Source organism: Collinsella aerofaciens (genome assembly GCF_001405375.1).
In the GTDB taxonomy this organism is placed as follows: Bacteria; Actinomycetota; Coriobacteriia; order Coriobacteriales; family Coriobacteriaceae; genus Collinsella; species Collinsella aerofaciens_F.
This window is the reverse complement of the sequence record NZ_CYYP01000010.1, coordinates 75,396-96,036: the sequence shown is the minus strand read 5'-3', so window position 1 is coordinate 96,036 and position 20,641 is coordinate 75,396. Positions and strand designations below refer to the sequence as shown.

The following is a 20,641-nucleotide window of genomic DNA, read 5'->3' as shown; positions in this document are numbered from 1 at the left end:
CGAGGCGGCATAGGATATCAACCGTATTCCAGATTCCAGGACGCCGGGCCGACTCACTTCGGATCGGGCGCTACACCAACTTTCTCGACATTACCACTTCATCGATGGTAATGAGAAGTCCGATGTCATGTTTTTCGAGTTGCTTAAAGATGCCATTCATGCGTGTGCGCCAGTTGCCCTGGACCTCTTGAGCATATGTCCAATCGATGCCCACTGGACCAATTTGAACGCCGTTTATGCGCGCATGAGGCTGTGAGAGGTAGCTATCTGCGGCTTCTTTGGTTCGCTCGATAATATCTTCGAGCATGCCTGGCATGGCGGAGACATTTGCTGCGATCCAACCGTGTTCAAGCGCCGTTTCTGAAAGGAGCGAGAGAAGCGCCGTCTTGCCCGTTCCCCTTGCGCCCGTAAAAATAGTCGACAGGTTTGGATCTCCTGGGCCGTTGATAAAACCACGGTTGATGTCACGCAGAATATGCTCGCGACCCGCTAGAAAGGGAGGGATACTTCCGAACGTCGGGGTAAAGGGGTTCTTGCTGTACTCCATGGTGTCTCCTTTGTAAGTTTTGCTAATTTTTGCAAGTTTTGCTAACGACCGACCAAAGGGCATCGAAGCAGTGACGCTGACATTTTTTAACGCAGAAAAATAAGCAGAAATCAATTAATCTGCGTTAAGAAATAGTTGAGAAGAAAAACGACGAGTCCCGGGCGCAATGCCGTTGCGCTCCGGGCCTCGTCGCTTTGCGAAGTATCTAACGGTCTCGTTGCCGTGGTACCTAGTCAAACAGGCTCGGCATGTCGTTTTCCTTCATGAGGGCACCGGCTGAGGGGAGGCTCTGCGCGGTGAACTTCTCGGCCGAGACGCCGGCGCCAAGAATCTCCTCGGTCGTGCCGACGGTGGTGACCGAGCGGCCCTTCTTGGCCGTAAAGGCCTGGACGCCCTGCGTGTTGGTAGTCGTCTTGGTCTTGAGCAACGACGTGTTGAAGTTCATCAAACGATAGTCGCTCGAGACCAGTGCGATGTCGCGATCTTCCTTGAGCACCTGGGCATACAGCAGCTTGCTGCCGCCGTAGATGGCGTTCTTGAGGCGTTTGCGGTTGGTCTTGGTGACGTATCCAGAAAGCGCGACGCGCACCGCGCGGCCGTTCTCAAAGACGAACAACACGTCGGCCTTGTAGTCCTCGGGGTCGATGACCCAGATGACACTCTCGTCGGGTTCCATCTCAAGATCGGTCGGCAGGTACGAGCCCAGCTGGGCCGACTTGGTGTCCTCAAATGCCGCAACCTTGCACTTGTACACCTGGCTCTTGTTGGTAAACACGAGCAGCTCGTGCGTGTTGGAGGACGGGAACTCGATAAAGGGTTTGTCGCCGTCCTTGTACTTGAGCGTGGTCGCCTTTTTGAGTACGCGGTCCGTCATCTTCTTAAGGTAGCCATCGCGCGAGAGCATGATGGTGACCGGGTACTCCTCGACCTCGGGCTCCAAGCTTACTTCGATAACCTCATGGGGCTCGATCCTGCCCGTGCGGCGCGGCATCACATACTTCTTGTTGACCGCGGCCAGCTCGTCGCTGATGACCTTCTTGATGTTCTCCTCGCTGGAGAGGATCTCCTCAAGCTCGGCAATCTCGCCCTCAAGCTTAGCGATGTCCTTGGTGCGGTTGAGGATGTACTCCTCGTTGATGTTGCGGAGCTTGAGCTCGGCAACAAACTCGGCCTGGGTCTCGTCGATGTCGAAGCCGCGCATAAGGTTGGGCACGACCTCGGCCTCGAGCTTGGTGCCACGGATGATGGCGATCGCCTTGTCGATGTCGAGCAGGATCGCCTCGAGGCCGTGCAACAGGTGCAGGCGCTCGGACTTTTTTCCCAGGTCAAAGTTAATGCGGCGACGCGTGGACTCAATACGCCACTTGACCCACTCGTGCAGGATCTGACGCACGCCCATAACGCGAGGGTAACCATCGACCAACACGTTGAAGTTGCACGAGAACGAATCCTGCAGCGTGGTCGAGCGATAGAGCTTGGCCATGAGCTTGTCGGGGTCGACGCCGCGCTTAAGGTCGATGGCGATGCGCAAGCCCGAGAGGTCGGTTTCGTCGCGGATGTCAGCGATCTCCTTGACCTTGCCCTCTTTGGAGAGCTTGACGATGCGCTCGATGATGACATCGGTCTTGGTGGTGTAGGGGATCTCGTAGACCTCGATGATGCGCTCTTCGGGAATCCAACGCCAGCGGGAGCGAATCTGGAAGCTGCCCAGGCCGGTCTCAATAATCTTTTCCATCTCCTCGCGGCGGTAGATGATCTCGCCGCCGGTCGAGAAGTCGGGCATGGGCATGTACTCGAGCAGGTCGCAATCGGGATCCTGCAGGTAGTGCATCGTGGCGGTGCAGACCTCGTTGAGGTTGAAGCCGCAGATGTCGGACGCCATGGCGACGCCGATGCCCTTGTTGGCCGAGACAAGGATGTTGGGGAACGTGGTGGGCAGCAGGCGCGGCTCCTTCATGGCACCGTCGTAGCTGTCGACGAAGTCGACCGGGTCCTTGTCGATGTCCTTGAAGATCTCGGCGCTGATGGGGGAGAGCTTGGCTTCGGTATAACGCGAGGCGGCGTAGCTCAGGTCGCCCGAATAGTACTTGCCAAAGTTGCCCTTCGACTCAACGAACGGTGCGAGCAACGCCTCGTTGCCGGTTGCCAGGCGCACCATCGTCTCGTAGATCGCGGCATCGCCGTGCGGATTGAGCTTCATGGTCTGGCCCACGATGTTGGCGCTCTTCTGGCGCTCGCCCTTGAGCAGACCCATCTTGTACATGGTGTAGAGCAGCTTGCGGTGCGAGGGCTTAAAGCCGTCGATCTCGGGGAACGCACGCGAGACGTTGACGCTCATGGCGTAGGGCATGTAGTTGACCTCGAGCGTCTGCGTGATCGGCTGGTCGGTGACCTCGGAGTGCAGGCCGATGACGTTCTCGGCGTTGACCTGCTTTTTCTTTGGCTGGTTCTTCGTCTTCTTCTTTGCCACGATATCCTCTTGAACTTCTTATGGGCCGTCGTTATCGATTTGCTGTTACTGCAGGTCCAGCTGGTCCAGGTATTCCTTGCCGTGCTCGGAGATATGGCGCTTGCGGCCTGCCTCGTCGTTGCCCAGCAACAGATTGAACATGGTCTCCATCTTGGTGACGTCCTCGGGCTCCACCTTGATCAGGCGACGCGTCTCGGGGTTCATGGTGGTGAGCCACATCATGTCCGGGTCGTTCTCACCAAGACCCTTGGAGCGGTTGATGGAGCACTTTTGGTCGCCAATCTCCTTGAGGATGCCGTTCTTCTCGAGCTCGGTGTAGGCAAAGTAGGTCTTCTCTTTGCAGTTGATCTCGTAGAGCGGCGATTCGGCGATATACACGTAACCCTCGTCGATAAGCGTGGGCACCAGGCGGTAGAGCATGGTGAGCACGAGCGTACGGATGTGATAACCGTCGACGTCGGCGTCCGTACAGATGATGACCTTGTTCCAGTTGAGGTTGTCCAGGTCAAAGGCACCAAGGTTTTTGATGCGCTTGTCCTTGATCTCCACGCCGCAGCCCAGCACGCGCATGAGGTCCATGATGATGTCGGACTTAAAGATGCGTGGATAGTCCTCCTTTAGGCAGTTGAGGATTTTGCCACGGACGGGCATAACGCCCTGGAACTCGGCATCGCGCGAGGTGCGAATGGCGCCTGCTGCCGAGTCGCCCTCTACGATGTAGATCTCGCGACGGCTCTTGTCCTTGGAGCGGCAGTCAATGAACTTCTGCACGCGGTTGGCCATATCGGTCTTCTGCTGCAGGTTGGTCTTGATGCTCTGGCGCGTCTTCTCGGCATTCTCGCGCGAGCGCTTGTTGATGAGCACCTGCTCCATGATCTTGTTGGCGGCGTCCTTGTTCTCGATCAAGTAGGTCGAGAGGCGTTCCTTAAAGAATGCCGTCATGGCCTGCTGGATAAAGCGGTTATTGATGGCCTTCTTGGTCTGGTTTTCGTAGGACGTTTGGGTGGAGAAGCAGTTGGTCACCAGCACCAGGCAGTCCTGGACGTCTTGCCACTTAATGCCGCTCTCGTTTTTGTTGTACTTGCCCTGTTGCTTGATGTAGGCATCGATGGCGCTGGTCAAAGCGCTACGAGCCGCTTTCTCGGGCGAACCGCCGTTCTCGAGCCACGATGAGTTGTGGTAGTACTCCTGCATCATGAAGGTGCGCGAGAAGCACATGCATGCGGTGATCTTAACGTTGTAATCGGGCAGGTCCTCGCGGTCGCGACCGCGACGGTCGGCCTCGATAAAGAAGGGCTCGGTAAGGTAGTCGGTACCGACCTTCTCGAGCACGTAGTCCTCGATGCCCTTGGGATAGCAAAAATCCTCTTCGGTAAACTCACCATCGTCACCCTCAATACGCAGGCGGAAGGTCACGTTGGCGTTGACCACGGCCTGGCGGCGCATGGTCTCGCGATACCACTCGTGGGGGATGCTGATGGAGGTAAAGACCTCAAGATCGGGACGCCACTTGATGGTGGTGCCGGTGCGTTCCTCGTCGCTGGGCTCAATCTCGAGTGCCTTCTTTTTGGCGCCGACGACCTTGCCCTTTTTAAAGTGCAGAGAGTACTTGTTGCCATCGCGCCAAACCGTGACGTCCATGTACTCGGAGGCGTACTGGGTCGCGCACGAGCCCAAGCCGTTGGTACCGAGCGAGAAGTCGTAGTCGCCGCCCTGGTTGTTGTTATACTTGCCGCCGGCGTAGAGTTCGCAAAAGACGAGCTCCCAGTTAAAGCGCTTCTCGGAAGGGTTCCAGTCGAGCGGGCAGCCGCGGCCATTGTCCTCTACCTGGATAGAGCCATCGCGAAAGGCGGTAAGGGTGATGAGCTTGCCGTAGCCCTGGCGCGCCTCGTCAACGGCGTTGGACAGGATCTCGAAGGCGGCATGCGCGCAGCCGTCGAGTCCATCCGAGCCAAAGATGACGGCGGGGCGCAGGCGTACGCGCTCCTCGTCCTTGAGCTGGCGGATACTGTCGTTACCATAGTTTGCGGTGTTTTTTGCCATACTCGCTCTCTCGGTGCTCCCTTGCTGCGTTTAAGTCATATAGATAGTCAAGGTAGCATAGCCCAGCCCACAGACGATTCCAACCAACACGAAATCCATCGAACAATCGTTCGATTAGATAATGAATGCTTGGAATGCGGGGGGGGGACCTGTCCTGTCCTATCCAAACATCTGCGGCAGGTCGATGAAGACGGTTCGATCGCTTTCGCCAGCTTCGAAGCCCGAACGGGAGAAGAATCCATAGCGATGGCACTTGAGCCCCGTTGCCTCGACTTGGGCGATTTCCTCGTCGACCATTTTTTGCGTGATGGGGGATTTGCGGAACTTTGCTTCGTAGAATGCGTAGCCCTCGGGGTCTTGCGTTACCACGTCGAATTCGCCGCTCGTTTTGTTTGCGGGATCGTCGTACCAGTACTTGCCTATGGCGTCGAAAGCCGGTTCGATCTTGCCGGTCCTGTTCTGCCGTACGAGGTATTGACGGCAGATCTCCTCGAACATATGAGGAACGTAGTTTTCCTCGAAGTCTTGGAAGACGTGACGATCATAGAAGACTTCCGGGTCGAGCAGCTGACGCGCTGAGGCATTGCGGAAAACATAGCGATAGTAAAAGAGCGAAAGCGGATCAACTACAAAGTAGCCAGACTTGCGCTTGTTCGTAGGGTCGTTGATGGGTGCACGCTTTTGGACGATTTCGAGTGACATGAGCTTGTCGAGCACGTCTGCCATGGCCGGACCGCTCGAGACGTGCGACTGTGCCAGCACGTCCCCCCAACGGGAGTAACCTTGTGCGAGAGCCCCGAAAACTTCGTTGGCGTTGGTCATCTTCGAGATCTCGGCGTTGAGATAGGATGGCACCTCGCTTTCTAAGCGGGCGCCAGGTTCCGTGACGAGCTCGATGATGTTGTCGCGTACGCTTTGGGATTGATCGATGAGGCGATTGTAAAAGGGGATGCCGCCAAAAACGCTATAGAGCCGCACCTTGTCCTCGGGCGAGAACGCGGGATAGAACTTCGCAGCGTCAAAGTAATCCATGGGCTTAAGCTCAAGCGCGAGATCAATTCGCCCGTAGAGGGGGCTTTCATGCTCGATGAGGGATTTCATAATCTCAACGTAGGAGCCGCACAGGACAATGTTTAAACGTGAGTCTTCCCTGTGGGCGTCGATTGAGGTCTGAAGAATGCTGTCCAAGCCTTTAACCGCATCTCTCAAGTAGGGGTATTCGTCGAGAACGAGGGTAATGTTCTTGTCTTTGGCTTGGGCAAACAGAAATTCGATGAGCTCGCGGATGCCTGTGAAGGCGAGCGGAGGAAAGTTCAGCGCTTCAGCAACAAGGACGGACAGACTCTCGAGGTTGTCTGCCTCGGAGGTTTGGCGACACTCGTAATAGACCGTTGCGACGTCCGGCAAATCGGTTAGCGCCTGCTTGATGAGCTCACTTTTTCCGACGCGACGCCTGCCGTAAATGAGAACATTGCGCTGCTCAGTTACTTTGAGCGTTTTCTTAATACGGGTGAGTTCACGCTCCCTGCCAATGAATTCCACTTACTCGGTTCCTTCCGACTCGGTTTTGTCCGAGTTAATTGTATCGCATGAATCAGTTTATGCTCGAGTTTACTCGGACAAAACCGAGTCGGTTCTGACCGAGTAAGTTTGAATAGCGAATTGAAATTGGTATGTCTGCATGGCGATGACAGACATGGTTTTTATAATGACAGACATAGTTGACATCTTCTGATAGATGCAATATATTTCTGCCATGTTGCAACGGATATCTGTCCATTACCACGAAAGGAACTCCATGCCGGGCAAAAAGAACCTACGCATGAAGGCGGCGCGCGCGGCGGTTGGCCTTTCGCAAGCTGACTTGGCCGAGGCCGTGGGCGTTACGCGCCAGACCATCGGCCTGATCGAGGCGGGTGGCTACAACCCCACGCTCAATTTGTGCGTGGCAATCTGTAAAGCGCTACGCGTTACGTTGAACGACTTGTTTTGGGAAGACGAGAGCGACGTCGACCCTGACGCTCTTTAGGAGTTCGCTATGAAATTTGAAGATTTAAAACTCGTGCAAAAGTGGCGTGAATATGCCGGCCCAAAGGATGAGCGCCTGGAGGCTGAGAGCGCGAAGATCTACAAGATTGGTTTCGTGCTGCTTTCGTTTGGCATGTTGATGATCTTTTTCTACCAGATTATAGCTCGACAGGTTGCGTGGGTTCACAGCGACGCCAGTGAAATGCCGCATGGCTTTGCAACGCCGTTCGAGGCAGCCATGTATTTGTGGCTCGTTCTCGTGATGTTGATTTGCGCAGGACTGCAAACGCGGAAGGGCTATGTCGATACCAATCGTTTTGGGCAAACCGAGCATCTTCCTGTTGGATATTTCCTGCTTATCAGCGGCCTTAGCGGCGCCGCGTTCGCGCTTGTTATTGCCGCAATGCGCTGTATCGCTGAGGCGCAGATCGTACCGCTCGAAAGCGTCTTTTGGTTGGCGAACCTGGCCACGGGCGTGTTCTGCGGTGCGACGATTTTCGCGGCCACGTTTGCTGCCCTGTGCGCAACGTTTTTCACGGCGAAAAGACGCTGTGCCAAGCTCGAGACAGAACTCGACTCCACTGACGATATCTAATAATGTGCGGGACAACGCGGCCAAGCGGGACGACCTGATGTTCAACCCTAGGCCGTCCTCGATTGAGTTCGACGGACTGGAATAGACGAGAAAGTAAGCGCCCCTCGGCAATCGGTGCCGAGGGGCGCTCGCAGTTTTGTTCTGATGCGAGTTTGTCTAGATGCAGAAGGCAGGCCTAACACCGACAAATGGCTCGCCGTCATGGATACTGTAAGAGTAGGGTTGGGACTTCGACTCGCAGGCCGCTGCCTCACCATCCCCATTGGAGTCGGTACACCTAAAGCAGGGATTTAGCATGTCGTCAGCCTCTTTTCCTCCGAAGCGATCGCCATAAGTTGACCAAGACCGGAGCCACCAACCGCCCCCGTCTTGCGAGTCATATGTTCCAAGGATGCTATTTGGAGTGTCCGCTGTTACCCCGGTGTCGTCGAACAGCTGGTATTGAGAGCCTTCTTGTAACAGGTATGTCCAGCCATCCATCAAGTAATCGCTGAGGGGGGCGACCTCGACAAAGCTTGGAACCCACAGCTTGTCTGAGGTCGTTGTGGTCGTCATTAGGTCGGGATCGTCATTGAGCTCTGCGCCGATGCCACCGCCGTAGTAGGAATCGATCGTATATGACACCCAAGGCATCACTGCGTCAGCCTTGTCCACGGAGACAATCTGCTCGCGCAGGTCCGAAGGGAGCTCGTTCGAGAAAGAGTCGCTGAGCCAAGAGCGCAAGGAGGCATTCTCCCAACTTATGCTGGCAGAGCCGTCGTCCTGAATCTTCTGGAATAGGTTATCGAGGTCGGCCTTCTCGAACATGTTTTTCTTGGCGATGTCATCGGCGAAGATGAACGTGATGCCGGCCTTGCCGGAGCCGTCGGACTTGTCGTCATGGTTGAACCCCATGATCATAACCTTGGTCTGTGTTCCGTCGGAGAGCGTGACGTCCTTGGTCTGGGTTCCGTCGAGCTTTCCATCCGCTGTGCAGAGGTGGTACTTCTTGGCGATCTCTATGGCGCCATTCTGGTCACCCTTCTTGGAGATAAGCTTGGAAATCTGGGCGATTTCTTCCCATGAATAGTCATTGAGGCAGCTTTTGACCTGTGGCCCCTTGGGCAACAGAACGACCACGGCGATGGCTATGACCATGACCGCCGCAACGATGCCGCCGATGACGACTGGCTTGGGCACCTTGTTTTTGGGCTTGCCAGCGAGCTTAGAGCCCGGTGTGCCAGAGGCTGCTACGGGTTCTGGCGTTGCCCCCCTGAGCGGGGAGCGGCTTTCCGCAACCGAAGCAGAACTTTGCCTCGTCGGGGTTTTTGACCCCGCAGTTGGGACAGAACATCTTGTTCTCCCTTCGTCTGGTTTTTCCTGACGGGCCAATCTTATCGCCCGGAGAACCAATGTTGTTGCGCAACATTTCTGAGTTGGCGCACTTCTCGGCTGATGCTTGCTTTCAGTATTGGCGCATCGCGAAATCCAAGTGTCGGCCGCGAGTTTTCCAATCTAGATAGCGTCCAGACAATGGGGCCGGGCTGCGTTATCCGGGGGTTAGTGGGGCGTATCCGACGCGGCTTCATCGCTGCCGCTACGCTCGAGCGCCGTGCGGCGGGCACTGTAGGCGACGAGGCCGGCGCCTGCCGCGGCGAGTGCTGCAGCGGCTGCCGTGAGGGGAGCGTTGGCATCGCCCGTGCCCGCAAGCGCGCCCGCTTTTCCGGAGCGCTTGTTATTGCCGTGATCCTTGCCGCTGCCAGAGCCACTGCCGCCACCGGAGCTGCTTCCGCCGGAGCCGCCGCCCTTGTCAGTACCGCCGCCACTCGAGCCACCATCGCCGTCTGCTGTCATCGGGGCGTCGTGAAGTCCTATCGTATCCGCGCTGCCGCATACGCCGACCTGAACTTCCGAGCGCTCGCATGCTGCGTCGGGCACATGAAGTTCGTGCAGCACGGCACCCAGCGCCGAGTTTGCGCCCGGTCGAATTTCCTCGAGCGTTACAGGATCGAGCGCCACCAGATTACGCGCCTTCGCATACAGCGTTACGCGTTTGCCCACTTCGTCGCTCCAACTCTCGGGAATGGCGAAGCTCATGCGGAACTGTGCCGTGCAACCCGGTGCCAGCACGGCGTTGCCGTTGTCGGCTACCAGCGGGTGCGTTGCAAAACGTGCGCCCAGCGTCTCGAGCGCGTACTTCACGTGCGCCATGTCGTTGGCCGAAGCGTCCTCGGCAAGCTCTGGATCGTAGATCGAAGCCATGCGTGCGTTCACTCCGAATCCGATGGATGCGCTGGAGAACGGCTGGATGGAGCCCTCTCGGTACAGATCGATCGTGCCGGCGGTCAGCAAGGTGTTGCCGTCGTTTCGCACCGTGACCATGAAGGATTCGCCTGCTGCTCCGGGCACCACCGCGCCCGAGGTAGCGACCGCGCCCGTCGGAGTGGCACACGCCACCAAGGGCACTTCGATGCCGTGCAACTCTGCCTCGCTCTTCTCCGCGCTCACAATGTGCGTGGCGAGCGCGGAGAGCATGCCTCCCGACGTCAAAAATGTCGTTATCTGATCGACGGGATGGTCCAGCTCGCACATCACAAACGGCTCCGTGAACAGATCGCCTGCCAAGGCGCTGGCGAAGATGCGGAAGTGCTTGCCCATCATTGCTACCGGGTTACCTTCTTCGTCGTAGGTTTGTCCCACCTTGCCATCGGTGTTCTCTACATAGAGCACGCACCTGCCGTTGTTGCTTACGCTAAACGATGCCGGGCCACAGCCTGCGGCGCCCACGGGCTGCGTTGCAAATGCCGATGCGCCTCGTGCCCAAATAATATGCTGCAGTTGCTCGTTGACGGTTGCCAAAAAGCCCGAATGTTGTGGCCACGGCACCGCACGGGGTACTGTGGCATCTGGCGACATAACGCCCCAGCCCGCAATGGACTGGCCGATCACGGCGTACGATGCACAGCCGCAACCGCCTGCAGTCTCGTATGCAACGGGCACCACCATTTTGCCGTTGATATTCTCAGGTGCGCCGAGCTCGATGCTCGACGGTGCCTGCGGAAAGCGGAGGACCTGACGGAACGTGAGACTGTCGCCCAAATCATCCGACCACAGGGTAAAGCACTCCAGCGCAGCCTCGGCCTCGCTGCCGAGTGCCTTTTCTGCGGTGGTTCCGCGGCGGTGGAGGTAGGCACCCGACAGACGCCCGTCGACCAGCGTCTTGCCCACCGTGATGCGCGGGCACTGCAGGCAATGGTAGACATCCTCTTGCAGGCGGCCGCGCGAAATGCTGCGCCATGACGTATGCGACACCACGCGAACTCCGCCGTTGCTTATGCGCAGGCGCACAACGGACAGTATGCCGGATGTGCTCGCCGCATCGAAAAGGGTGTTGTCGCCGTCGCGGCGCTCGCCCGAGACCAGCAACACGTAGGCGTCCTGGTTTCCTCTTCCGTCCGTATATTCCACCACGTCGAAGTCGTAATCGTATATGCCGTCGCGCTCCACGTCGCCCTCGCCAAACCCAAGGGGAAAGTCTACGGGCGTGGGAGCGGACCACGTGCCGTTCGTCTTTGTATGTACCACCAGGCGCGAGCGGCCATTCTCGCCGTAGCGCACCGAGGCGATACGGAATAGACACTCCATGCCGGCAATCATCGTTAGCCTCATGTGGGCTTCGCTGAGCACGCCGGAAAACAGCACGTTGTCGCTCGAGGGCTTGATGCCGCCACGCTCGTCCTCCGATACACCAGCAGAATTGGCGTTGGGGTCCGCAACGGCGTTCGCCGCCTGCCCGATATAGGTGTACTCATACATCGGCGCGGCGTTTTCGTCGTTCTCTATCAGTGCGTGGACGAAATGCTCGATCTGTCCCGTGTCGTCGCTTTCTGCATCCGCCTCGAGCTCAATGCGCGTGACCGACCGGTCCCAATCGCGCACGATAGGCGCGACGTTTACGGCAGTGGCCTTAACCTCGGCGCGTGCGAGCAGCTCAGCGTTGGTGACGATGGTGGCCGATGCGATGAATTGCGGCACGCCGCCCGCCTCGGCGTTGCCGGCCGTGCCGAAGCGGGCATCCAACGTGTAAGGCGTATCTCCACCCAATGCGAGCTCAGAGCGCTGGAGCACATACTGGTTGCCATTGTTCACCGACATATTCCACGAATCGAGGAGTGTGGGCCACGACCCCGACCAAGCCTTGGTGGTCCACTTGAACATTACGAACTGGAGTATCACATCGACATCGACGTCTGCACCCACGCGCAGCCGCGGAAGCTGGTGCCCGGCCGCCTTCTCGTACCCAATGAACAGCGTGAGGGATGCGGCGCCGCGCACGGCAGACGAAGCGACGCCTGCAACGCCGGCGCCAAAGGTGACGGCAAGCCCGATCTGGATGGTGAACGAGCCCGACGTGTTTGAATAGTCGAGCGAAATGTTTTTAAAAAACGCCGCGCCGCTGCCGTGCGTGTGGGCACCCACGGCGAGCGCCAGTTTTGCCAGCACCCAGGGGTTGACGTTTAGGAAAAATGGCACCGGTCCTAGGGTAAACTGCTCGGTCCAATTGAGGTCGGTTCTTACCTGGAAGAGGGCCTTAATATTGCCGTATGCGGGGTCGTTGTTGTTACCCCAGGTTTTGCCCACCCAATCGTAGGCGAGCGAGCCGTACAGCTGTGTGGCGATATCCATCGTGAACAGCGGCGTGCAATGGTGGCGAAGGAGCTTGGTGTTTCTTGGATCGGTGCCCGAACCGGCACTCATCCTCTTGTACTGATTCCACTTCCCCTCCATCTCGTCGAGGTAGCGGTTTGCCTGCTTGGCGCCCGACTCACGCGGCGATTTCTTCCAGTATTCCGGATCCGGATTGCCCGAATCATTCATGTAGCCGACCGGTTTGTATCCTCCGCCAAACAGCACGTATCCGGCAAACGAGAAATCGAACAAAATGGGGAACGAGGGCATCCAGCACGTGAACTTATTGCCGCCGATGCCGGGAAACGCCGCCGGGAAATCAAACGGAGTAATCTCTTGGTCCATGGTAGTGGGGACGATAGTGGTCGAGCCCGATTCCGCCTTTGCGGCCGGCGCGGTGACAACGGCCATGGGGGAGGAGAGTGTATAGGTTTTGCCCTGATAGTCGAGGACAAAGCGCAGCTTGCATCCTTCCTCCAGAAGGCCCGAAGCTGCATCGAGGAACGTGTCTTCAAGCGTGAACGTTGCCAGATTATCCGAACCCGATGCACTGGCCTTGACTTGGCCAATCTGCGTGACGGTTTCGGGTGAGCTGCTCGTGGAGGGCATTACCTTGTTGATGTGCAGCGTTGCCTGTCCACCCTGTGGCAGATGCGCCTGCACGGTAAAGGCATGCGTATCGGCCTGCTCGTTTGCCATGTCGTCCTTCGGCATTGCCATAAACGTGGCATCGGCGTACTGGATGTCCCATTCGTCGAATGTGAGCTGGCGGAAGTACGGCTCGCCGTCGGAAAGCGGACGCGTGGGCGCGGTTATGGCGGTACCGCCCTGGATACGCGCAAGGGGAATCTCGACATCACGGTAACCCGCCATGCTAATGGAAATGCCGCCGTTAAAGTCGTACGCGTCGAGAAGTGTTGCCTCGTCCACGTAGCCTTCCGAAAGAGAGGCGATCTCAAAGATGGCCGTGCCCTCGTCGTCGGTCGTGGCGGAGAGCTGCTTGCCCGCGGCATAACGCGACGCAAGCGTGACCTGGGCTCCCTTGATGGGCGTATTCTTGTTGGCGACGTCGACCACGACCACACCAAACATGGTGCGCGAGAGAACGAGCACCTTGAAGGGGTCTTCTTCGTCGGCATAGGCTTCGGTGGGCGCGAACGGCAATATGAAGGCGTTTGCGCTTCCCGGCACGCGCGGCAACATAATGCTCGCCAGTGAGGACGCTCCGGCAACAAGTAACGAACGGCGATCAAGCATTTTGGGCTCCCATCCCGCAGGTATCGGTGGAAATAATCCAATTTTGCGAGAAGGTGCCCCGTGGCGGTAGTGCCGTTCGATGGCCAAAATGTCCAATTTGAGTGCGCGAAAGCGTCAGGCCCCCCGGAGCGCTTTCGATACGCCGGGCAGTTTGGCCGCTAGCGCAACATGTGGGCAATCAGCTCGGCGCGAGTTCCGATACCAAGCTTGGCATACACTCCTGATAGGCGGTTTTTAACGGTGCCCGGCGATACTCCCATGTGGCGTGCGATTTCGGCGTTGGTCCAACCGCGGCAGGCGAGCATGGCCATGGTGAACTCCGTGGTCGTTAAATCGTCGGCCACGTCCTCGCCCGAATCGGGGTTGTGGATGCGCCGCCAGCCGTAGCTGAATCGATACGTAATCTCGATGATGTGTGCGAAATCGTCGGGGTATTGCGATTTTAGGCACGCCTCGATGAGCCCCTGCAAAAGGCCGTGGTGCTCGCCAATGAGCTCGATAAGGCCGTCAGGACGCGCAATGTCCCAAGCGGCCCCGAAGTGTGCCTTTGCGGCATCGACGTCCTTGAGGCTCATGCAGGCCATGGAAGCTGCCAGGTGCAGGAACAGCTCCGAGATGGGATAGCTTCCCTGTTTCATGATCAGGGCGTTTTCCGCCATGCCCAGACTGCGGCCATATTCGCCGCGCAGGTATAGGGCATGCGCCATCACGTAGCTGGCGAACAGGCGCAAGCCTTCGGGCAGATGCGCCGCAAGCGGATAAAACTCTTCGGCAGAATACGGGGAAGACAAGTGCAACAGGACGCTTGCGGCCGAGGCGAACAGGATATGCGTGGCGTGGACGGCGGGTGATTCCTCGTCAGTTGGCGTATCGAGGATGCCCGCAAGACAACGGCGGGCGTCGGCGATACGGTTGAGCGACAGACTGGCGTATCCGCAGATAAAGCATGCGGAATAGCGCAGTGCGGAATCGGTGGCGTCAAGATAGGGACGCGCCGTCTTGGCAGCGAGGGCGGCCTGTCCGCGAAAGTACAGCGCTTCTGCCGTGGCGATGGTGCATGAATCGGGGTCGGAAATGCCTGCAACCGCAGCGTCAATCTGCCCCGGCACAAAGGCAGTGCACATCAACGGCATGGGAACGCATGGGTAGCCATCGCAGTCCATCTTCCATCTCCCAACAGCTGGCAACAATAGCAGCAATTGTACTCCTGTTGCTCGGGACCCCTTTCGTTTTACTGTTCGGTTAACGCTACGGATCGTTTTGGAAGGCTTACGAGCATGGTGGTCCCGTTCTCGGAACTTGCTTCGACCTCTACAGCGCCACCGTGAAGCGCTGCAATCTCCCAGACAAGTGCTAGCCCGAGTCCTGCGCCGCCGTATGCTCTGCTGCGGGATTTGTCGAGACGAAAAAACGGCTGGAAGATGCTCTCTCGATACTTCTTGGGTATACCAGGGCCCTGGTCCTTGACCCGCAGGAACACGTGGCTATCGGTATCGCAGATAGAGACGTTGACAGTCGAGCCGGGGCGACTATAACGGATGGCGTTTTCGACCAGATTAAACACCAGCCGATAGAGGAGCGTATCACTTCCGATTGCCAAAGCGTCTCCGGCGCAATCGAGGGCTACGTCCTTATTCTCGGCAAGTGGCGCAAGGTCGGTGAGGACCTCTTCGGACAAGGGGCCGAGTTCAACATCGTCCTCGCAGGGAACGCTGCGGAGCTCACTCATCTCGAGCAATACCTTGGTCATTCGAGACATGCGCTCAGTTTGTTCTTGTAGCAGGCCGAGCAGCTCGGCTGTTTTGGGTCGCAAATTGGAGTGCTCGGAGACGAATAGTTCAATTTGCGCTTGCATAAGGGCGAGTGGGGTTCGTAGTTCGTGTGCGGTGTTGCCGGTAAACTGACGCTGTGCAGAGAACCCTTCGCCAAGACGGGCGATCATGTCGTTGAAAGAGGCGCTGCATCGTTGTAGTTCGGTGGGCACATCTTCGCTGAGTCTGATTTCGCTTAGGTTGTCAGGCTGCACACGCTCAACCTGGGCCGCAAAAGCCCGTAGCGGTTTGAGTGCACGGCCGCTCACAAAGTATGCCAGCACGCCGCCAAGGAGTGTGACTCCAGCCGTGATGCACCAGGCTGTCGTGCCAAAAGACTCTTGCGCGTCGCTTACGACGATCATGACCTCGTCATCGAGGGTCGCTTTCGTTGGGTCGAACGCCTGGGGCGAATCTTCGCCGGTTGCGTTAAGGGCCGAGATGTCACTGCCGATGGCATCCATGTAGTGCATGCCCGTATAGCCGACCAGGCAGTTCGTTAGCACGCACGCTACACACGTGAGCAGTGCCGCCATAATCGTTATGCGCCATTGCAGCGAAAGCCTTTTCATTCGCTATCCTCCATAACGTAGCCCTCTCCAATCCGATTGCGAATCGGATCGTATCCCAAAGCGCTGCGTAGCTTTTTGCGGAGTGACGAGATATGAACGCGGGTTGCGTTGCTAAAGCTGTTGACGCTACTGTCCCATACATGCTCGATAAGCTCTTCCTGGCTCACTGGGCGTCCCTGGTTGAGCATCAGGTATTCCAGGATTCCCGTTTCCTTGCGCGTGAGCGACAGAGTCTCACTGCCGGTGGAGGCGACGCGCGCCTTGGTGTCAAAGCGGAGCTTTCCACAGGTGAGCATCACATCGCTTTGCGTAAAGCGCCTGAGCGTGAGGCTGCGGATGCGTGCTGCCAGCTCGTCCAGATGAAACGGCTTGGTGAGGTAATCGTTGGCGCCGGCATCGAGTCCCGCCACCTTGTCGGCGACCTCGCCGCGTGCCGAGAGCACGAGTACCTTGGTCTCGCAGTCGGTTTTCCTAAGTTCCCTGAGTATGGTCATGCCGTCGATGCGGGGGAGATTGAGGTCGAGTACCACGAGGTCAAAGACTTCGACGCCCAGCAGGTCGAGCGCCTCCTGTCCATCGTGGCAGCAGTCGACGCTGTATGCCAGGTTTCGTAAGCTGCGTGCGATTGCGTCGCACAGCGCCCACTCGTCCTCGACGATCAAAATACGCATAACAGTCTCCTTGCACATTCCAAATCGCGCTTAACACGGATTTTATGGTCGATATGGTCCAATGGTCGCGTAACGAAAGGAGTGGTCAGGTTGTTCAAAGCGGTAAAACCCGTGGTACAGGTCGCTTTGTTGATCGTCGGAATTGCCATGGTGTGCTTTGGCGTTATGCGTGGCGAGGCGGATGCCGTGCTGGCCAAAGCGATTAGGCTGTGCTTGGAGTGTATCGGAATTGGATAAAAGAGAAAACACTGCGTCGCATGTTTTGGCCCGATTTCGCGGATTCATTCAGGCGGCGGCGACGCTCATCACCAACATTCACCTGCCAAACTTTGCCAAAGGCGGCATCTATCAGGGCGCGGGAAAAACAGTCTGCGTACCCGGACTTAATTGCTATTCGTGCCCCGCGGCATCGGGTGCGTGCCCCATCGGGTCGTTCCAGTCGGTAGTAGGTTCATCCAAGTTCAACTTTTCTTACTACGTCACCGGTACGCTCATTTTGCTCGGCGTGCTGCTGGGTCGCTTTGTATGCGGGTTTTTGTGCCCGTTTGGCTGGCTGCAGGAGCTGCTTCACAAGATTCCCGGCAAAAAGTTCTCCACGAAAAAGCTCAAGCCGCTCACGTACATCAAGTACGTCGTGCTGCTGTTTGCTGTGGTGCTGCTGCCCGTCTTGGTGATTAACGACGTGGGCATGGGCGACCCGTTCTTTTGTAAGTACATCTGTCCGCAGGGCGTGCTCGAGGGCGCCATTCCGCTGGCGGCTGCCAATGCTGGAATTCGATCTGCGCTGGGGCAGCTCTTCACCTGGAAGCTTTTCGTCCTCATTGCCGTGGTGGTGCTGAGCGTTTTATTCTATCGCCCCTTCTGCAAATGGATTTGCCCGCTCGGCGCATTCTACGCGCTCATGAATAAGGTGTCCTTACTGGGAATCCGGGTCGATGCATGCAAATGTGTCTCGTGCGGCAAGTGCTCAAAGGTTTGTCAGATGGACGTCGATGTGGTCCGCGCGCCCAATCATGCCGAATGCATCCGGTGCGGAAAGTGCATTGGGGCCTGTCCCGTCGATGCCATCAGCTATCGCTATGGCCTGGATGTGCCGGCAGAAAAGCTCCCTCTGACCGCTGATGAAAAGTAAAACAAGCTTCGACGAAAACGGAGGAATGACCATGAAGCTTTCTAAGATTGCAGCCCTGTTTATGGTGCCGGTATTGGCCTTGTGTCTTGTGGCATGTTCGGCACCCGGTAGCAATGCGAGCAAATCTAAGGGCTCCGATCCTAAAATCGCGGAGCTCACCGCGCAAGAGCCAGCCAACGCCGACGAGGCTGCCGAGCTGTATACGAAGCTCATGCAGAAGGAGAACGATATCCTTTCGAGTGATAACGCGCCGTGGGAAAAGGTATTCAATGCGGCAAATAAAGACTCGGCAATGATTGAGGACGGCAGCAATTACGGCGATTTCCTGCTCAAGACCATCGACGGCGCCAAGGACGAGTTTACGGCGGATGAGCTTAAGACGCTCAAGGCCGGCGCGCAGCAAATCAAAGAGATTGAGGACAAGCTCGAGAGCTTGGAGAAGGAGTTCCCCGGCTGTGGAAGCACGCCGAGCGCAGGCGAGTGCGTCGACGCTTCGGCCGCGGGTATGACGACTGATGCTAATGCTTCGACTAAGGCGACGAAGTTCCCCAGCTTTACGGGCAAGGACCTGGATGGCAACGACGTGAGCAGCGATGAGCTGTTCTCTAAGAACAAGGTCACCGTCATGAACTTCTGGTTCACCACTTGCAAGCCGTGCGTGGGCGAGCTGGGCGATCTTGAAAATTTGAATAAGGAGCTCGCCGAGAAGGGCGGCCAGGTCGTGAGCGTCAATTCCTTTACGCTCGATGGCAACAAGGATGAGATTGCGGATGCCAAGGACGTGCTGAAGAAGAAGGGCGTGACGTATAAGAACGTCTGGTTCAAGTCGGACAGCGAGGCTGGCAAGTTTACGTCAAATCTGTTCTCGTTCCCGACAACCTACGTTATCGACCAGAACGGCAACATCGTAGGGGATCCAATCGTGGGAGCCATCAGCTCCGCCGAGCAGCGCGCGGCACTCGACAAGCTTATTGACCAGGCGATTGCGAATAGCGAGCAGTAAAAAACGCGTAAAGCATGGCGAGGATCGTGCGCCGCTGTGCGAAGTAGTCCCTACCTTTCAAGATAAGCTCCACCATATAGTGAACTGCCTCCCATTTCTTGGACATGAGAAATGGGAGGCAGTTCATTTCTGTCGGGTTCGTCTTTGTTTTCGAGATGGGTGCTAGGCGAGTGAGCGCGACGGACTGGCGGCTTTTCTATCGTTTTCGAACGAGTGGCGGTTCTGCATACGTTTAGGGGAGGAAAATGCCCCGAAAATGCGCGAGTTTCCGCCACTCATTGAGGGCTGTAGTGGCCGTCCAGCGGGTTGCTCGATAGCCTTGCAGCCGGGGAGGAAGAGTGCCCTTTCCGTAAGACACACAAGAAGGAATCTTCTCGTTAGGGCCATTTAGCGGGGTCTTCAACGCGGGCTGAGCTTTGCCGGTCTTGGCTGCCATGCGCTTTGCGCTGGCGCCTTTTGCGCCGCGTTGCACGCCTGTGCCTGTCTAGTCGTTTCGCGTGGTAGGGCGCGCCGCATCGCTTTGTCTCTCTTTTTGTATTGCTATGGGAAGCTAGTACATTTATGTGAGCGGTGCTATGGACGGTTGATTTCCGATCTCAACCGAACACATTGAGCTGATGGCACGCTCCCGCAGTTAACCGAACGTCCCCACGGCCCCTCTCGGGCCCCGGGGGCGCCATTTTCCCAGTTGAAGGAATGGTGGAGATGTGTTTCGATGGGTCCGGTGGCCATGCCCCGCCCGCCGCCCGGCACCTCTTCCCAGACTCAGCCGGACGGTCGGTCCGTCTATTCCGTTTTTCTCCTAGGCTTGGCCAGCGGGGCATCGCCCCTCTCTGCGCGCGCCCTCTCGATGAGCCCCGGCGTCAGGTCGAGGTCGCCGAGCGGCACGTCCCCCACGCCGTAGGCGTCCAGCAGCGCCGCCGCGTCCTCCCCGAGCATCGCCCTGAAGGCGCGCGCGGGCGTCGCGAAGCCGAGCGCGCCGCGGGGCTCGGAGTTCACGTGCGACATGGCCAGCGCCAGGTCGGCCGGGGCGAGCCGGTCGAACCTGATTCCGGCGCCCTTGGGCAGCAGCTTCCTGATCTCGACGTGGTTGCGCTCGCAGGCGCCCTTCTGGTCGCTGCGCCTGGGGTCGCAGTAGAACAGCCTCGTCTCGCCCGGCCCCTCGCCGAGCAGCGCCGCGACCGCCGCCTCGTCGGAGAACTCGGCGCCGTTGTCGGTGAGGACGGCGCGGAACACGCGGCGCGTCCCGTCGGAGCCGAGGATGGCCCGGACGCCCTCCAGGGCGCCCGCGACGCACCCGGCGGTCTTCTCCTCCAGCGGCAGCGCGAGCTGGAGCCTGCTGGGGCGGTGCAGCAGCGTGAGCAGGCAGGCGGAGTCCTCCCGGGCCCCCTCGACGGTGTCCATCTCCCAGGCCGCGGCGCACGCGTCCTCCCCGAGGGCGAGGAACGCGGCATGCGACCTGCGGGCGGAGTGGCGCGTGGCCGCCCGGCCCGCGGCGCGCTTCCTCGGCCTGTAGCCGACCTTGCGCCTGAGCTCCATGTTGGTCATGCCGTCGTAGCCCGCCGAGACCCAGCGGTAGATGGTCGACGGCGACAGGTCCACGGGCCCGCCGTGTGTTCCGTCAAGTAAAAATCGACAAATACGTCTGTCGAATTTCGACACCCTCATGCTGACCGCCTCCGGGCGGGCCGGCGCCGTCGCGGCCGGCCCGCCCGCTGCCTAGAACGGTATCTCCCAGTCCTCCGGGGGCACCTCCTCCATCCCGCCCCGCTCGCCCGTCATCAGCGGGTGGTCCGGCGTCGGGTCTGATAAGATTCCCATAGCGGTCTTCGTCCTTTCCTAGA

General features: G+C 58.1%; 16 protein-coding genes. 5 read left to right on the top strand and 11 right to left on the bottom strand.

The annotated features are described in order from the left end of the window. Positions 1 to 70: 70 nt before the first annotated feature. The 4 genes from ARB25_RS06440 to ARB25_RS06425 all read right to left on the bottom strand — a co-directional run bounded on the left by ARB25_RS06440 (position 71) and on the right by ARB25_RS06425 (position 6,602). Entirely contained in the window at positions 71 to 547 is a 477-nt protein-coding gene (locus ARB25_RS06440) for an ATP-binding protein (RefSeq protein ID WP_216595120.1), read from the bottom strand. A gap of 229 nt (positions 548 to 776) precedes the next feature. Next, positions 777 to 3,017 carry a DNA gyrase subunit A gene (locus ARB25_RS06435; RefSeq protein ID WP_055286741.1) on the bottom strand — a complete coding sequence of 747 codons (2,241 nt, stop codon included), beginning with the start codon at positions 3,015 to 3,017 and terminating at the stop codon, positions 777 to 779. Between the two features lie 45 nt (positions 3,018 to 3,062). Continuing rightward, entirely contained in the window at positions 3,063 to 5,060 is a 1,998-nt protein-coding gene (locus ARB25_RS06430) for a DNA gyrase/topoisomerase IV subunit B (protein ID WP_055286740.1), read from the bottom strand. 159 nt (positions 5,061 to 5,219) lie between these two features. Then, the gene (locus ARB25_RS06425; protein ID WP_055286738.1) at positions 5,220 to 6,602 is read right to left on the bottom strand and encodes an ATP-binding protein; all 1,383 of its coding nucleotides are present in this window, start codon (positions 6,600 to 6,602) and stop codon (positions 5,220 to 5,222) included. Between the two features lie 256 nt (positions 6,603 to 6,858). On the opposite strand from ARB25_RS06425, the gene ARB25_RS06420 reads away from it, so the two are divergent. Further along, positions 6,859 to 7,089, top strand: coding sequence for a helix-turn-helix transcriptional regulator (locus ARB25_RS06420; RefSeq protein ID WP_055286736.1), 231 nt, complete (start codon positions 6,859 to 6,861; stop codon positions 7,087 to 7,089). 9 nt (positions 7,090 to 7,098) lie between these two features. Then, positions 7,099 to 7,683: a hypothetical protein gene (locus tag ARB25_RS06415; RefSeq protein WP_055286734.1), complete on the top strand. Its 585-nt coding sequence runs from the start codon at positions 7,099 to 7,101 to the stop codon at positions 7,681 to 7,683. A gap of 156 nt (positions 7,684 to 7,839) precedes the next feature. Here ARB25_RS06415 and ARB25_RS06410 read toward each other — a convergent pair whose 3' ends face one another. From ARB25_RS06410 to ARB25_RS06390, 6 genes are all read right to left on the bottom strand, one after another. After that, on the bottom strand, positions 7,840 to 8,862 hold the full coding sequence (locus ARB25_RS06410) for a DUF6273 domain-containing protein (protein WP_055286731.1): 1,023 nt from the start codon (positions 8,860 to 8,862) through the stop codon (positions 7,840 to 7,842). Between the two features lie 25 nt (positions 8,863 to 8,887). Next, a complete protein-coding gene (locus tag ARB25_RS10385) occupies positions 8,888 to 9,016 on the bottom strand; it encodes a zinc-ribbon domain-containing protein (RefSeq protein WP_172676334.1) in 129 nt (42 codons plus the stop codon). A gap of 206 nt (positions 9,017 to 9,222) precedes the next feature. Beyond that, positions 9,223 to 13,608: an Ig-like domain-containing protein gene (locus ARB25_RS06405; RefSeq protein ID WP_055286729.1), complete on the bottom strand. Its 4,386-nt coding sequence runs from the start codon at positions 13,606 to 13,608 to the stop codon at positions 9,223 to 9,225. A gap of 158 nt (positions 13,609 to 13,766) precedes the next feature. Continuing rightward, positions 13,767 to 14,771, bottom strand: coding sequence for a helix-turn-helix domain-containing protein (locus ARB25_RS10240; RefSeq protein WP_055286727.1), 1,005 nt, complete (start codon positions 14,769 to 14,771; stop codon positions 13,767 to 13,769). Between the two features lie 68 nt (positions 14,772 to 14,839). Next, a complete protein-coding gene (locus tag ARB25_RS06395) occupies positions 14,840 to 15,955 on the bottom strand; it encodes a HAMP domain-containing sensor histidine kinase (protein WP_253276066.1) in 1,116 nt (371 codons plus the stop codon). Between the two features lie 32 nt (positions 15,956 to 15,987). Then, entirely contained in the window at positions 15,988 to 16,680 is a 693-nt protein-coding gene (locus tag ARB25_RS06390; protein ID WP_082421910.1) for a response regulator transcription factor, read from the bottom strand. Positions 16,681 to 16,809: 129 nt separating this feature from the next. Between ARB25_RS06390 and ARB25_RS10420 the strand changes: the two genes are divergently transcribed. Genes ARB25_RS10420 through ARB25_RS06375 form a run of 3 tightly spaced genes read left to right on the top strand, consistent with a single transcriptional unit; the run spans position 16,810 to position 18,797 of the window. Then, complete coding sequence (locus ARB25_RS10420) at positions 16,810 to 16,899, top strand: CD1871A family CXXC motif-containing protein (RefSeq protein WP_022094046.1); 90 nt, start codon at positions 16,810 to 16,812, stop codon at positions 16,897 to 16,899. Beyond that, positions 16,892 to 17,794: a 4Fe-4S binding protein gene (locus tag ARB25_RS06380; RefSeq protein WP_055286720.1), complete on the top strand. Its 903-nt coding sequence runs from the start codon at positions 16,892 to 16,894 to the stop codon at positions 17,792 to 17,794. The genes ARB25_RS10420 and ARB25_RS06380 overlap by 8 nt, the downstream gene beginning before the upstream one ends. A gap of 31 nt (positions 17,795 to 17,825) precedes the next feature. Continuing rightward, positions 17,826 to 18,797, top strand: a complete 972-nt coding sequence (locus ARB25_RS06375) for a TlpA family protein disulfide reductase (protein ID WP_055286718.1) — start codon at positions 17,826 to 17,828, stop codon at positions 18,795 to 18,797. Positions 18,798 to 19,583: 786 nt separating this feature from the next. Here ARB25_RS06375 and ARB25_RS06370 read toward each other — a convergent pair. Further along, on the bottom strand, positions 19,584 to 20,465 hold the full coding sequence (locus ARB25_RS06370) for an IS30 family transposase (protein ID WP_253276065.1): 882 nt from the start codon (positions 20,463 to 20,465) through the stop codon (positions 19,584 to 19,586). Between the last annotated feature and the right edge of the window lie 176 nt (positions 20,466 to 20,641).

Excerpts from the sequence above, each read along its gene's own strand:
- ARB25_RS06440 (WP_216595120.1), bottom strand. The coding sequence starts at position 547 with ATGGAGTACAGCAAGAACCCCTTTACCCCGACGTTCGGAAGTATCCCT.
- ARB25_RS06430 (WP_055286740.1), bottom strand. The coding sequence starts at position 5,060 with ATGGCAAAAAACACCGCAAACTATGGTAACGACAGTATCCGCCAGCTC.
- ARB25_RS06420 (WP_055286736.1), top strand. The coding sequence starts at position 6,859 with ATGCCGGGCAAAAAGAACCTACGCATGAAGGCGGCGCGCGCGGCGGTT.
- ARB25_RS06415 (WP_055286734.1), top strand. The coding sequence starts at position 7,099 with ATGAAATTTGAAGATTTAAAACTCGTGCAAAAGTGGCGTGAATATGCC.
- ARB25_RS10385 (WP_172676334.1), bottom strand. The coding sequence starts at position 9,016 with ATGTTCTGTCCCAACTGCGGGGTCAAAAACCCCGACGAGGCAAAGTTC.
- ARB25_RS06405 (WP_055286729.1), bottom strand. The coding sequence starts at position 13,608 with ATGCTTGATCGCCGTTCGTTACTTGTTGCCGGAGCGTCCTCACTGGCG.
- ARB25_RS10240 (WP_055286727.1), bottom strand. The coding sequence starts at position 14,771 with ATGGACTGCGATGGCTACCCATGCGTTCCCATGCCGTTGATGTGCACT.
- ARB25_RS06395 (WP_253276066.1), bottom strand. The coding sequence starts at position 15,955 with ATGGCGGCACTGCTCACGTGTGTAGCGTGCGTGCTAACGAACTGCCTG.
- ARB25_RS06390 (WP_082421910.1), bottom strand. The coding sequence starts at position 16,680 with ATGTGCAAGGAGACTGTTATGCGTATTTTGATCGTCGAGGACGAGTGG.
- ARB25_RS10420 (WP_022094046.1), top strand. The coding sequence starts at position 16,810 with ATGGTGTGCTTTGGCGTTATGCGTGGCGAGGCGGATGCCGTGCTGGCC.
- ARB25_RS06375 (WP_055286718.1), top strand. The coding sequence starts at position 17,826 with ATGAAGCTTTCTAAGATTGCAGCCCTGTTTATGGTGCCGGTATTGGCC.
- ARB25_RS06370 (WP_253276065.1), bottom strand. The coding sequence starts at position 20,465 with ATGAGGGTGTCGAAATTCGACAGACGTATTTGTCGATTTTTACTTGAC.